This is a genomic window from Methylobacterium sp. 10, from assembly GCF_000519085.1.
In the GTDB taxonomy this organism is placed as follows: domain Bacteria; phylum Pseudomonadota; class Alphaproteobacteria; order Rhizobiales; family Beijerinckiaceae; genus Methylobacterium.
Map to the genome: position 1 here is coordinate 572902 of NZ_KI912577.1, position 13265 is coordinate 586166.

The window sequence follows — 13265 nt, forward strand, 5'->3', positions numbered from 1 at the left end:
AGCCGAGGCCGAAAGCCGCCGGCTGTTGGGATCGGTCCGACGCGGGACGTCCCCTCCATGTTGTCCAGTTACAGCATCACGATTGAGAAACCCTTGACCGCTCCCGGCACCAAGCGCCGGCCGGGGGCTCATCTTAACGCCTCGCTAACCATGCTCCGCACGAAGAGGGCCGAGATCGCGGAAATCCCCGGGTGTTGGTGAATCGTCAGTAAAGTCGGATCATGCCTGTATTCGAAGGACGGGCTGTATCCCGGCCACGGCCCGAGCATCCGATGGCACAGATCGACAGACACATCGCGGCGGCGGATTGGATCGGTCGATCCAGCATCGACCGGCCGCCCTCCTCCGAGCCCGACAAGAGCGCCGAGATCGGCGATCTCTGGCGCATCCTCACCGTGCGCCGGGCCTGGGTGCTGGGAACCGCCGCGCTGCTCACGTTCATCGCGGTGGCCTACGGGTTTCTCGCACCGCCGCTCTACGCGGCCACCGCCCAGATCCTCATCGACCCGCGCGACAAGCAGATCGTCACCAACGACGTCAATCCCGTCGCCATGGCGCCGGATGGCGGCGTGATCCAGGTCGAGAGCCAGGCGCGCGTGATCGAATCCGATTCCGTCCTGACCCGGGCGGCCCGCGATGCCGGTTTGCTCGACGACCCGGATTTCGGCGGCGTCGGCACCGGCTTCCTCAGCTGGACCCTGCGCACGCTCCAGGGCGAAGGCTACGCTCCGAGCACCGATGCCGCCGCCGAAGGCCGGGCCGTCCGCGCCCTCCGGCGCAGGCTCGCGGTGAAGCGCGCCGACAAGGTCTTCGTGGTGGATGTAGTCGTCACCGCCGGCAACCCGGACAAGGCGGCCCGGATCGTCAACGCCATCGCCGCCGCCTACCTCAAGGACCAGACCTCCGCCCGCGCGGACGCGGCCTCGCGGGCCTCGGCCGAGATGGCATCGCGCCTCGACGACCTGCGCAAGCGCGTCAACGTCGCCGAGAACAAGGTCGAGAAGTTCAAGGCCGAGAACGGGTTGATCACGGCGAGCGGCCAGCTCATCAGCGAGCAGCAACTGGCCGAGAGCAACAACCGCATCGTGGCCGCCCGCGCCCGCACGGCGGAGGCGCGCACCAGACTGCAGCAGATCAAGGACGCGCGCGGCACCGCCTTCGGACCGGATTCGGCCCCGGAGGCGATCCAGTCCGCGGTGATCGAGCGGCTGCGCAGCCAATATGCGGAACTCGCGAGCAAGGAGGCGGATCTGCGCACCCAGCTCGGCAACCGCCACCCCTATATCGAGGCGGTGCGGACCCAGATGCAGGACGTCAAACGCCTCACAGAGGTGGAGCTGGCCCGCATCGCCCGCTCGGCGGAGACGGATTATCAGCGCGCCGCCGCCAACGAGAAGGCGCTGACCTCGAACCTCGACGAGCTGAAGCGGGGCTCCATTGTCACCGGCGAGGCCTCGGTCCGCCTGCGCGAACTCGACCGTGAGGTGGATACCAGCCGGGCCGTCTACAGCAACTTCCTCAACCGCTCGCGCGAGATCCAGGAACAGACGGGCATCGACACCACCAATGCCCGCGTCATCAGCTGGGCCCGGCCGCCCGCCGAGCGGAGCTGGCCCCTGCGGCTCCTGCTGTTCGCTGGCGGTCTCGTCAGCGGCCTCGGCCTCGGGGCCGGTCTAGCCTTCGTGCGCGAGTATCTTGACCCCACCGTCCTGTCCCGACGCCAGATGGAGCGGCTCTCGCACACGTCCGTGGTCGCCACCTATCCGGAGTTCAAGGCGGGAAGCGAGCGTCCGGCCAGCGTTGCCGCGAGCTTGACCCTCGACCGGCTGGCCAGCGTGCGCGGCCAGATCCATCCGCCGGGTCAGGCGTTGAGCGTGCTCGTCACCTCGGCGGCCTCGGATGCGGCGGACCGGCGCTCGACGATCCACTTGCTCGCAGCGGTGGCAACGGCGCGCGGCGAGCGCGTGCTCCTCGTGGAGGCGGATCTGGAAGCGCCGCCGGAGGAGAACGCCTCCGGGCCGGGCCTCATCGAGGTCTTGCGCGGCGAGGCCGGCATGGCGGCGGCGGCCAAGGCGGATTCGGAGAGCGGTGCCGCGCGGATCGGCATCGGCGATATCGCCAAGGCCTCGCGCGAGGCCCTTAGCCGAGCCAATATCGAGCAGTTCCTCGCAGCCGCCAAATCGAGCTTCGACCTCATCCTCATCGATGGCGGCGTCCTCACCGGAAACCTGCGGATCGGGCCCCTCGCCGCCGCCAGCGACAGGCTCCTGATCGTCGCGAAGAACGGGGCCACGCGCCAGCGCGACCTCCTCGATATCCTCGATATCTCGGAAGTGCTGGGCAGCCCGGTCTCGGGCAGTCTCTTCGTCGATCGCTACGCGGCGGCGGCGTGACGGGCGGACCATGAGGAGCGCCGTCCATTCCCCGGCCCGAGGACGGAAGGAGGCCGGAGCGGCCTCCCGAAGTCCGATGCCGTTCGGCCTGATCGCCCTTACCGTGCTGATCCTCGGCGTATCGGGTGGCATGCTGTGGAATGTCGGCATCAATTACGATGGGCTCACGGGGGCGGCGCCGCAGAAGATCCATCCCTCGACCTATCTCGTCATCGTCCTGTTCGGCTGGGCCGCCCTCAGGTCCGGCAACCCGGCGGGGTATCTCGTTTATGCCGTGCAGGTGCGGCCGGCGGGGATGCTGCTCGCCGCGTGCAGTATCGGGCTGTTCCTGCACATCGTCCTGCGCAGCGGCCCGGGCATGGCGGGGGCGCTGGACACGTTCCTGCTACCGGGCCTCTTCGTCGTCCTGCTGGCCGACCGTGACGCGCTGACCTGGAGGCGCCTCGAACTGACGGTGCATGCGGTGATGCTCGTCAACGCCTTGCTGGGCCTGACGGAATTCGCGACGAAGACCCTCTTCTTTCCCTATCGGCTCGACGGGCAGGTCTTCGCTACCGATACGCGCTCGGCCGCACTTCAGGGACACCCCCTCGGCAACGCCACCCTCACGGCCTGCTACGTCCTCGGCCTCATCGGCGGCGGCGGGCGCATGACGGTTCCGCAGCGCCTCGCGATGATCGGGCTACAGCTCGCCGCCCTCGTCGCCTTCGGCGGGCGCTCGGCCATGGTGGTGACGCTGATCTTCGGCGGCGGCTACGGCCTCTTCGCCCTGCACAAAGTGCTGAGCGCGGGCCGGATCCCGCTCCTGGCAGCGGCGGCGGGAATCTTCCTCTTCACCCTCGTGCCCCTCGGCATCGGCGGTCTCGCGGCCGGCGGGTTCTTCGACGCGCTGCTCAGCCGGTTCATGGCCGATGGCGGGAGCGCCAATGCCCGCGTGGAGATGCTCGACCTCGTCGCCAGCATCCCCTTCCGCGAATTGCTGGTCGGCCCGGATATGAGCCTGGTGGATTCACTACGGCGCGTAAGCGGGCTCGAATGGGGCATCGAGAACCCCATCGTCCGGACCCTCGTCTACCAGGGGATCTTCATGACGGTCCTGCTCACCGTCGCGGTGACGCTCTACATGATGGAGCTGGTCCGCCATTGCCGCCCCGGCACGTTCCTTCCCGTCATCGCCTTCGTCATTCTGGTGAACACGTTCGAGGGGATCGGCGCCAAGACCACGCTGCTCGCTAAGTTCGCCATTCTGCTCCTGGGCCTGTTCCACGCGGTCAGCGATCGTCCGTCGGGACGCGCAGACCGAGGGCGGTGACGATGGCCGGATCGAAGCGCCGGGTGGCATCGTCCATCAGGCCCATCCCGTCGAACAGGTTCCAGAACGCCCAGGGGAAGCCCTCGGCCTCGGCCGCCTCCCGGACGTCGCGGACGTAACGCGCCCGGTCCTCCGCATGGGAGGCGACGTAGCGCGCATCACTGCGCAGGGCACCGAACTCCCCGAGCACGATGTTCCGCGGCGCGATGCCGTGGCGGCGGCCCCATTCGCCCACCGTGGCGAGGTGGCGGGCAAGGTAACCCTTGTTGGGCTGGGCGGCGAAGTACTCGGCGAGCTTGGCCTCGGTGAGGGCATAAGCCTCGCGCTTGGCCTCCGCCGACAGGCCGGTATCACCGGCCATCCTGGCCCGCACGGCGGCGAGCGTCGTCTCGAGACTGCCGGCGGAGGCCGGCCAAGGCACCGCGTTGAGGGCGCGGTAGACCGGCTCCCGCATCCAGGGCGCCCCCTGATGGCTGAACAGGTACGGCTCGTAATAGTGAAATGTGAACAGGAGCGGCGCGAAGCGGGCCAGCGGCACGGGGTCGAGGGCGGTGAGTCCCGTGACCATGCTGCCGCAGGCGCCGCAGGCCACGAGGGTCAGGCGTGGGGCGACCCGGCGGGCCTCGCCGAGGAGGTCGTCCTGAATCGTCAGCCACGATGCCGCGCCGCATGCCTGCGGCGGCTCGTTGACGGGCTCCAGCGCCAACCGCTCCGGGGCGATGCCCTCCAGCAGGCGGGCGAGGTCGGAGACGAAGCGGCGATAGGCGGGAAACAGCGGCGCGCCGGGCTCGCCGTAGTAATTCTGCGGGTTCCAGTGATGCGTCGCGCCGTTGGCCTGTACGTTGACCAGAACCGCGAGGTCCGCGCGCAACGCCGCCTCCACGGCGACCTTGAGCTCGGCCATGAGGCGCCCGCGCTCCTCCGGCCCGGCGGCGGCGAACGGTCCGGGATCGACGGGCAGGCGCAGGAAGTCGAACCCGGCCGCGCGCAGGCGGGCGAGGTCGCGGCCCGTCGGAACGGGCCGGCCCTCCTGGAACGGCGGCGTCCCGTAATCCGTGTGGGGCGCCGGGAACTCCCGCGTGAGGGAGAACCAGGGCCAGGTGTTGATGCCGCGCGTCAGGCGGAGCGGCGCCGGGGCGGCGGACGGCACAAATCCCGCAGTCAGCGCCGCAGCCGCCAGGATTGCCCTGCGTGTGGGCGGCGGCCTCACGAAGCGCGATCCCGGCCCCGTCCTCCGATCGCCATCGAGGCATGAGCTGGGGGGATCTGGGCGGACGAGGTCGAGGGGTGCTTCGCCTCCTGGCCCGCCGGTGCCGCAAAGCCCCCGAGCGCCATCGCCTCCGTTTCGTATTGCTTCAGGATCTCCGACCATTCGAAGCGGTCGGCAGCACGGGCCAGCGAGGCGACACCCGCCTTCCTCGCGGCGCCATCGTCCGCGATCAGGATTTCGATGTGCCGCTCGCAGGCATCCGTGTCGGTGAAGTAGAACTGCTCCTCGCCCGCCGTGCCGCGGTTGAACGGATTGTCGTGGGCGATCACCGGGTTGCCGGCCCACAGGGCTTCCACCAGGGAGGGGTTGGTCCCCCCGACCGTATGCCCGTGCAGGTAGGCCCGCGCATGGAAGCGCAGGGATCGGATCGTCTCCGTCTCGTAGATGGCGCCGGGGAACAGGACCTCGTCACTGGCTGCCTCCCTCACCGCGCGGTGGTAGGGATTGCTCTCGGAGAGCGTGCCGAGCACCACGAGCCGCATGCCCCGCACCTTGCGCGAGAAGGCATCGACCATGGTGAGGATGTTGTTGTCGGGCTCGATCCGGGCGATCGAGGTCATGTACCGCCCCGGCTCCAGGCCGAGGGCCTCGATGGGGGCGGTCGGCGCCGCCGAGATCGGGTCGCCGCCATAGGGAATGGTGGCGATGGCGGATCGCGGACGGCGCGTGGCGACGTGATCGGCGATGGCCGGGTGGTCCGCCACGAGGCGGTGGGAGGCCCAGGCGGCGATCCACTCGTTGGTCCAGAACCAGGCCCGCACCGCCATCGACCATTTCGGCCGCTTCCACTCGATGCCGTCCATGTTGGTGATGATCTTCGCGCCGGCGAGACGCAGATACGGCAGGAAGATCGCCCCGTTATAGCCGAGGACGAGGCTGACGCCGCCCCGCTTGGCCGCGTCGCGCACGCAATGCCAGTCGAAATCCAGGGTCGCCCGCGGTCCGCTGGTGGACACGGCCACATGGATGAGCTCGACGCCCTTCCAGGTCGTCGTGCGGAAACGCTCCGTCACCGCCTCGACCTCGTCCTGGCAATAGACCCCCACATGCCAGCCGCGATTCACGAGGAACAGAGCGAGCTTCTCGGCGAAGGTCTCGAACCCGCCATGACATGCGGGAATGCCGCGAGTCCCCAGGATCAGCAGAGAGGGCTTGTGCGACGACATCCGAGTCTCCTTGTAGCCCCCAATGGTCCCGAGACGGGACACGAGAAACATCTCCAGGCAACCATGCGCCGTGATTACACCGGGTGAGGTTCTTGCTCGGTAACGATTGAAAATAGGGCGGCATGTCATCTTGGGGCAGTTGAGGTCGGGATCGAGGTCGAATCGGCATGCGCATCACCTGCGTCCACCAGGGATACGAACTCTACGGTTCCGACCGCAGCTTCGTTGAAAGCGTGCGGATCTTTCGCGCGGCCTATCCCGGCGCCGTCATCGACGTGGTCCTGCCCCGGACCGGCCCGATCGTGGGCGCCCTCGAAGGGGTCGCCTCGCGGATCGTGTTCGAGCCGCTCTGGATACTCCGGCGACGCGACCTGCCGCGCCTCGCGACCCTCGGCCTGCTGACGCTCCCGGTGGCGATGCTGCGCGCCTGGCGGCGGCTGTGCGCGAGCGACCTCGTCTACATCAACACCTCCGTGGTGGCGGATTATCTTCTGGCGTCCCGGTTCTGTCCCGGCCGCGCCATCGTGCATGTCCATGAGATCCCGCAGGGGGCTACCCTGAAGCTGCTGCGCGGGCTGATCCGCTGGAGCGGGGCCGACATCGTGTTCAACTCCCGCGCCACCGCAAGCGCCTTCTCGCTGACCTCGAAGGTGGCCATGCGGGTGGTCTACAATGGAATCGCCGGTCCCGAGGCGCCACCACCCTCGACCTATGACGGCGCCCGCCCCCTGCGCCTGCTGATGCTGGGCCGGATCAGCCGCATCAAGGGCCAGGAGATCCTGGTCGAGGCGATCCGCTCGCTGCCGCCGGAGGTGCGCGCGCGGCTCGACGTGCGCATCGTCGGCAGCGCCTTCGAGGATACGGCGCGCGAAGAGGCGCTCGGCCGACAGATCGCCGATGCGGGACTGGGCTCCATCGTCCGCCTGTCTCCCTTCGTCGACGACCCGTCCGATCTCTATCGCTGGGCGGACGTGGTCACGGTGCCGTCGCGCCTGCCGGAATCCCTCGGCCGGGTGGCGATCGAGGCCATGGCCTATGGCCGCCCCCCCGTGGTCTCCCGCATCGGCGGCCTGACGGAAGTGGTCGAGGACGGGTCAAGCGGCTGGGTCGTCGCGCCCGACGATGCCCGCAGCCTCGCCTCCGCCCTGGAGCGGATCGTCACCGATCCCGCCTCCTGGCACACCTTCCCGGCCGCGGCCCGTGCCCGCTACGCGGCTCTGTTCGGAGAGGCCGCCGCCGCGGAGGGGCTGGTGGCGATGGTCCGCGCCCGCATCGGCGGTCGCGCCGGCGCCGATGCCAGCACCGTCGTGGCGGGCTGAATCGCCATGAACGGTCTGAGCCGCCTCGTGCGCCGCTTCATCCTCATGCTGGGGGGCGAAGTCACCCAGAGCGCCTTCCATTTCGGGATCAACATCGTCCTGGCGCGAAGCCTGAGCCCACATGATTACGGGCGCTTCGCCATCCTCTTCCTCGTGGGCGGACTGGCGCTCACCTACATCCGCTCGCTCGCCGGGGTGCCGGCCACCATCACCATTCCGCCGCGCGCCGGACGACGAGCGGCGCGCGGGTTCGACGTGACCTTCGGTACGGTGGCGGTCATCCTCTCCGCGACGATCGCGGCCGGGGTCTGCGCGGCGCTGATGGCGACCTCGGACATCAACGCCCTGGCCGGCAGCCTCTTCGTCGGCCTCTGGTCGCTGCGCAGCTACCTGCGCCTTGCGCTCTTCGCCAAGCACCGGCCGGCGATCTCGGGGTTGGGAGACGTGGTCTTCGCCCTCTCGGGCACCGCCTTCACCGTGGCGATGATCCATTTTCAGGGCGCGCCCGGCCTCGACGAGACGCTGTTCGCCCTGGCCTGCGCCAACGGCCTCGGCATCGTCGCCTCGCTCGTGCTGCTGCGGGAACCCATCAGGCTCAGCCTCGGCCGCTCGATGCGCCGCCGCTACGGGGCCATGATCCCGACCCTGTCGTGGTCTCTCGTCAACGTCACCACCGCCAACGTCCAGGGCCAGGGACAGAGCCTTCTCGTGGCCGCCATGGCGGGACCGGCCGCCTATGCGCCCATGGCCGCCACCTTCGTGCTGTTCTCGCCCCTGCGGCTCTCGGCATCGGCCCTGATCAACATGGTCCAGCCCGAGGTAGCGGGGCATCTCGCCCGGGGCGACTTCACCCTCGCCCGCCGCTTCGCCCTCATCTGCTCCGGCCTCCTCGGGCTCGGCTGCATCGCCTACGGCGCCATCATCCTCTCGGCGCTCGAACTCATCGAGCACAAGCTGTTCGCCGGTCAGTTCGCGGCGGCGCCGATGACCCTGATCGCGGTGGCGGCCTGGGCCATCGTCACGGTCTCGCTCATCCACGCGCCGATGCGGGTGCTGATGGAGACGATGCAAGAGTTCCGTCCCCTGGCGGTCATCGCGGGCGTGAGCGTGGGAATCGGCGCCGTCGTCGTGATCGGCCTGCTCCTGGTCGCCCAACCGGCCTGGTCGCTCTTCGGCGTGCTGATCTCCGAAGTGGTGGTGCTGGCGGGCTGCCTCTGGATGCTGAAGCCCTGGCGCGCCGCCATGCCTCTGATGCGGCCCGACCTCGGCCGCGATGCCGAGGCGGGGGCCGGCCGGTGACCGGTTCCCTCCTCGACGACGGTCACCGTCGCGGCCCCGATCCCCACACGTCCGCCGCTCACGCGAGTGTGTCTCGCCGTGCCGCGATAGCCAGGACATCCCGACGCAGGACATCCCAGCCATGAGCGTGATCCAAGACTTCCCCGCATCGACGCGCACCGTCTCCCTCGGCCGCTACGAGGCCCGCTTCCACACCACGATGGCGACGGTGGCCCGCCTCTGGAGCAGGCTCGAAACCGATGGGACCGCCACGGCCTATCAGCGCTTCGACTGGGCGACGGCCGTCATCGAGCGCCTGGGCGCCGCCTCCAAGGCCGAACCGGTCATCGTCGAGGTGATCGACGCCACCGGGCGTCCGGTCATGCTGGTGCCCCTGGCGCGCCTGCGCCATCGCGGCTACCGGACGATCACCTGGCTCGATCTCGGGGTCTGCGATTACGCGGCCCCGGTGCTCGCCCCCGGCATCGACCTCTCGGCCGACGAGATGGCCCTGGCCTGGACTGCGATCCGGGGCGTGCTTCCGCGAGCCGACCTGATCCAGATCAGCCGGATCCCGGACGATGTGGGTGGCCGGCCCAACCCGTTCGCCACCCTGCCCGGCTGCCGCCGGATGGACATGCAGGCCTCGGGCGTCGCCATCGAGGGCGATGCCGAGACGCTGCTCGCGCGCCTGTGCCGCCCCAGCACCCTCAAGGACATGGCCAAGCTGCGCCGCCGGCTGGAGCGGGCGGGCACCGTCACCTTCGTCGAGGCGCGAAGCACCGGGGAGATCGACCGGATCTTCGATGCGCTGGTGGAGCAGCGCCGCTCGCGCTTTGCCGAGATCGGCCGGTTCAACCTGCTCTCACGCCCCGATGTGGAGGCGTTCTACCGTGAAGGCGCCCATCGGGGCCTCGCCGGCGGACCGGTCCGCCTGTTCGGATTGGCGGTGGACGGGGAATGGATCGCCTGCGCCTACGGCCTCGTCCATGGCGGGACCTTCCACGGCATCCTGCTGACGATGGCGGGAGAGGCCTGGCGCAACACCTCGCCGGGCCTTCACATCGTCGCCGAAACCCTGCGCTGGGCGCGCGCCGAGGGGCTCGGCTATTTCGATTTCACCGTCGGCGTGATGCCCTACAAGTCCGATTTCGGCGTCCAGCCTCGCGACCTGAGCGAGCTTGCGGAGGTGGTGACCCTTCGCGGGTACATGGTGAAGCATACGATCACGGGAGCCGAGGTGGCCAAGGTCTGGCTGCGCAGCCATCCGGAATGGTTCGCCCGCGCGCAGAAGGCGCGCCGGTGGCTGCGACGCAAGGTAGCCTGAGGGACCAACTCGACGCGGGACGCGCCGCGAGACGCTCCCTCGCACCGGTTGGCCTGCCCGCCCGATGGTGCTAGGGACGTGCTTGGTGAGTCTCCGTAGCTCAGCTGGACAGAGCACAGGTTTCCTAAACTTCAATTGGGCGTCGCGAGGGGAAACCACGCGGCGGATCCGCTCAAATTCGGGGAACGCCCACAGCCGGCATGCTCGCTGGCTCGGCCGATCCCGAGCCAAGCCCCGGAGCCATCTGGGGAAGGTGTAGAGACTAGACGGGCGGCGCCTAAAGATCGCGAAGGGTCATTCCCCACCGATCCATGGCGAAGGGATAGTCCAGACCACGAACGCCCCGACACGGGGCGGCGGCGGAAGCCGAAGTGGGATGAAACCTGGGGTCGCAGGTTCGAGACCTGCCGGGGACGCCACCATTACCCCATCCTCGACCCATCGTCCCTTCCCCGGTCCCCATGCCGGGCAAGGGCGTGGAATAGTGCGGCCATGTCGTCTTTTTCGGGTTGGGTTGAACAGGGGAACGTGGAAGAAACAGTGTCTACGGGAACCATGAGCGGCGATGGTCTGCCGAAGGGCAAGATGCGCAAGAAAGCTCATGAGACTGGACGGGATCTGACATGGCTGGGCAAAAGACCGATGCACGCGATGTACATGTCGGCATGCGCATCGCCGAGCAAAGGAAGAAATCGGCCCTGACCCAAAAACGTGTCGCCCAGAGCTTCGGTATGTCTGCGGCACAGCTCCAGAAGTACGAGAAAGGCATCAACCGCATCAGCGCGATCCATCTTGAGATTTTAAGTCGCATGACCGGTATGCCGATCGATTACTTCTTCGATGGCATGAACCGTAGCGACGATGCCCCGAGCCGTGGACTGAGCGAGCCGCCCCAGCAAGTCTTCGTGCCCCAGGACGGAGCGCAGGCCCCGTGGAGCGGTCTCGTCGATGTCGTCGCCAAGCACGTGACGGAGCATTTCTCGGACGCCAACCGCCGCGATTTCGCCGCCGCCATCCATGCCCTCGACGAGAAACTGAACGGCTGATCTACAGTATGTTTCGTTCGTTTTAGCGGATACGTTCGGTTTGTCATCTTGACCGCCTGGGGAGGGAGTGCCAGAAGCTCTCCGTTCCGAAGACCGGGTCGAACGCTGCCGAGGCGAACCCGAAACCGGGGGGCCTCAGATGCCGCGTTCCAACTACCTGTTCACCAGCGAGTCGGTCTCCGAAGGCCATCCGGACAAGGTCTGTGACCGAATCTCGGATACCATCGTCGATGCCTATATCGCCGCGATGCCCGAAGCCCGCCTCGGGGTCGAGACCCTGGCCACCACCAACCGCATCGTCATTGCGGGCGAGGTGCGCGGCCCGGATTCCGTCACCTTCGAGCACTTGGAGCACCTTACCCGCGAGGCGGTGAAAGACATCGGCTACGAGCAGTCGGGCTTCCACTGGAAGAACAACGACATCGCCATCCACCTGCATGCCCAGTCCGCCGATATCGCGCAGGGCGTGGATTCGTCCGGCAACAAGGACGAGGGTGCCGGCGACCAGGGCATCATGTTCGGCTACGCCTCGGACGAGACGCCCGAGCTGATGCCGGCGCCGATCTACTACGCCCACAAGATTCTCAAGGACCTTGCCGACGCCCGCAAAGGCAAGCAGGGCGATGCCGCCAAGCTCGGCCCCGACGCGAAGAGCCAAGTCACCGTCCGCTACGAGAACGGCCGCCCGGTCGGCGTCACCCAGATCGTGCTCTCCACCCAGCACATCGACGAGTCCCTCGATTCCGCCGACGTGCGCGCCATCGTCGAGCCCTACATCCTGGCGGCCCTGCCCCAGGGCTGGGTCGGCGAGGAGACCGTCTGGCACGTCAACCCCACTGGGAAGTTCGTCATCGGCGGGCCGGACGGGGATGCCGGCCTGACCGGCCGCAAGATCATCGTCGACACCTATGGCGGCGCGGCACCGCACGGCGGCGGCGCATTCTCCGGCAAGGATCCGACCAAGGTCGACCGCTCGGCGGCTTACGCCGCGCGCTACCTCGCCAAGAACGTCGTGGCCGCGGGTCTCGCCACCCGCGCCACGATCCAACTCGCCTACGCCATCGGCGTCGCCAAGCCGCTCTCGATCTACGTGGACCTGCATGGCACCGGGACCGTCGACGAGGCCAAGCTCGAAACCGTGCTGATGGATGCCCTGGACCTCTCGCCCCGCGGCATCCGCCTTGCCCTCGGCCTCAACAAGCCGATCTACGCCCGCACCTCCGCCTACGGCCATTTCGGCCGCAAGCCCGAGGATGACGGCGGCTTCTCGTGGGAGCGCACCGACCTCGCCGACAAGCTCAAGTCGGCCCTGTCCTGACCCGTGAAGAACGGGCGGGATGAACTCCCGCCCGATGAGGGCGGGACGGCAATCGAAGGCGCGGACCGCGCCTTCTACGGCCGGCGCAAGGGCAAGCGTCTGCGGGCCGGCCAGGAACAGCGGCTGGTCGATCTGCTGCCGCGCCTGCGCGTCGCGCTGCCGGCGGAGGGGGCACGACTCGACCTGCCCGGACTGTTCCCGCATCCGGTGGACGAAGTCTGGCTCGAGATCGGGTTCGGCGGCGGCGAGCATCTGGCCGCCCAGGCCACCCGTCACCCGCAGGCGGGCATCATCGGTGCGGAGCCTTTCGTCAACGGTGTCGTCAAGCTGCTGCGGGCCGTGGATGACGGCGACCTCGGCAATGTCCGGATCTGGGACGAGGACGCCACGCAGCTCCTCGCCGCCATTCCCGATGCGAGCCTCGCCCGCGTCTACCTGCTCTATCCCGATCCCTGGCCCAAGCGCCGGCAGCGCAAGCGACGGTTCGTCTCGGACGAGACCCTCGCCGAGATCGCCCGGGTCCTGCAGCCCGGCGGCGTGTTCCGCTTTGCCAGCGACATCGACGACTATGCCGGCTGGACCCTGGTGCGGGCGGCCCGGTGCGACGCCCTCAGCTGGACCGCCGAAGCGGCGGCCGATTGGACGCGGCCATTCCCGGAATGGCCGGGCACCCGCTACGAGGCCAAGGCGATCGCGGCCGGCCGTGGTCCGACCTACCTGGAGTTCCGCCGTCACGGCTGAACGGGTGCGCTCCGGAACAGCTTTTTCATCGTGAGCCCTTGCGGCGCAGAGCGTTGCGACCTCAGATGCCGGGGCAATGAGCATCCGGGGTTACC

Annotated in this window: 10 protein-coding genes; 8 read left to right on the forward strand and 2 right to left on the reverse strand. The window is 68.5% G+C overall.

Annotation, left to right across the window (positions count from 1 at the left end):
• Nucleotides 1-272: 272 nt before the first annotated feature.
• Both K368_RS0102630 and K368_RS0102635 read left to right on the forward strand, forming a co-directional pair.
• The gene (locus K368_RS0102630; protein WP_027171037.1) at nucleotides 273-2393 is read left to right on the forward strand and encodes an exopolysaccharide transport family protein; all 2121 of its coding nucleotides are present in this window, start codon (nucleotides 273-275) and stop codon (nucleotides 2391-2393) included.
• A gap of 76 nt (nucleotides 2394-2469) precedes the next feature.
• Complete coding sequence (locus K368_RS0102635; protein ID WP_027171038.1) at nucleotides 2470-3705, forward strand: VpsF family polysaccharide biosynthesis protein; 1236 nt, start codon at nucleotides 2470-2472, stop codon at nucleotides 3703-3705.
• Here the strand turns inward: K368_RS0102635 and K368_RS0102640 are convergent.
• Entirely contained in the window at nucleotides 3665-4870 is a 1206-nt protein-coding gene (locus K368_RS0102640; RefSeq protein ID WP_027171039.1) for a cellulase family glycosylhydrolase, read from the reverse strand. The genes K368_RS0102635 and K368_RS0102640 overlap by 41 nt on opposite strands.
• Before the next feature lie 41 nt (nucleotides 4871-4911).
• Complete coding sequence (locus K368_RS0102645) at nucleotides 4912-6141, reverse strand: DUF1972 domain-containing protein (RefSeq protein WP_027171040.1); 1230 nt, start codon at nucleotides 6139-6141, stop codon at nucleotides 4912-4914.
• 167 nt (nucleotides 6142-6308) lie between these two features.
• On the opposite strand from K368_RS0102645, the gene K368_RS23725 reads away from it, so the two are divergent.
• The 6 genes from K368_RS23725 (at nucleotide 6309) to K368_RS0102675 (ending at nucleotide 13170) form a co-directional block, all read left to right on the forward strand.
• Nucleotides 6309-7460, forward strand: coding sequence for a glycosyltransferase (locus K368_RS23725; protein ID WP_036265909.1), 1152 nt, complete (start codon nucleotides 6309-6311; stop codon nucleotides 7458-7460).
• A gap of 6 nt (nucleotides 7461-7466) precedes the next feature.
• Complete coding sequence (locus K368_RS0102655) at nucleotides 7467-8759, forward strand: hypothetical protein (RefSeq protein WP_027171041.1); 1293 nt, start codon at nucleotides 7467-7469, stop codon at nucleotides 8757-8759.
• Nucleotides 8760-8880: 121 nt separating this feature from the next.
• Nucleotides 8881-10065: a GNAT family N-acetyltransferase gene (locus tag K368_RS0102660; protein WP_027171042.1), complete on the forward strand. Its 1185-nt coding sequence runs from the start codon at nucleotides 8881-8883 to the stop codon at nucleotides 10063-10065.
• 623 nt (nucleotides 10066-10688) lie between these two features.
• Entirely contained in the window at nucleotides 10689-11111 is a 423-nt protein-coding gene (locus tag K368_RS0102665) for a helix-turn-helix transcriptional regulator (protein WP_027171043.1), read from the forward strand.
• A gap of 139 nt (nucleotides 11112-11250) precedes the next feature.
• Entirely contained in the window at nucleotides 11251-12429 is a 1179-nt protein-coding gene (gene metK / locus K368_RS0102670; protein ID WP_027171044.1) for a methionine adenosyltransferase, read from the forward strand.
• Between the two features lie 3 nt (nucleotides 12430-12432).
• On the forward strand, nucleotides 12433-13170 hold the full coding sequence (locus K368_RS0102675; RefSeq protein WP_027171045.1) for a tRNA (guanosine(46)-N(7))-methyltransferase TrmB: 738 nt from the start codon (nucleotides 12433-12435) through the stop codon (nucleotides 13168-13170).
• Nucleotides 13171-13265 lie beyond the last annotated feature (95 nt).

Bases quoted from the DNA above. Each gene is read 5' to 3' on its own strand.
- K368_RS0102645 (WP_027171040.1), bottom strand. From the start codon at position 6,141: ATGTCGTCGCACAAGCCCTCTCTGCTGATCCTGGGGACTCGCGGCATT.
- K368_RS0102635 (WP_027171038.1), top strand. From the start codon at position 2,470: ATGCCGTTCGGCCTGATCGCCCTTACCGTGCTGATCCTCGGCGTATCG.
- K368_RS0102655 (WP_027171041.1), top strand. From the start codon at position 7,467: ATGAACGGTCTGAGCCGCCTCGTGCGCCGCTTCATCCTCATGCTGGGG.
- K368_RS0102660 (WP_027171042.1), top strand. From the start codon at position 8,881: ATGAGCGTGATCCAAGACTTCCCCGCATCGACGCGCACCGTCTCCCTC.
- metK (WP_027171044.1), top strand. From the start codon at position 11,251: ATGCCGCGTTCCAACTACCTGTTCACCAGCGAGTCGGTCTCCGAAGGC.
- K368_RS23725 (WP_036265909.1), top strand. From the start codon at position 6,309: ATGCGCATCACCTGCGTCCACCAGGGATACGAACTCTACGGTTCCGAC.
- K368_RS0102665 (WP_027171043.1), top strand. From the start codon at position 10,689: ATGGCTGGGCAAAAGACCGATGCACGCGATGTACATGTCGGCATGCGC.
- K368_RS0102630 (WP_027171037.1), top strand. From the start codon at position 273: ATGGCACAGATCGACAGACACATCGCGGCGGCGGATTGGATCGGTCGA.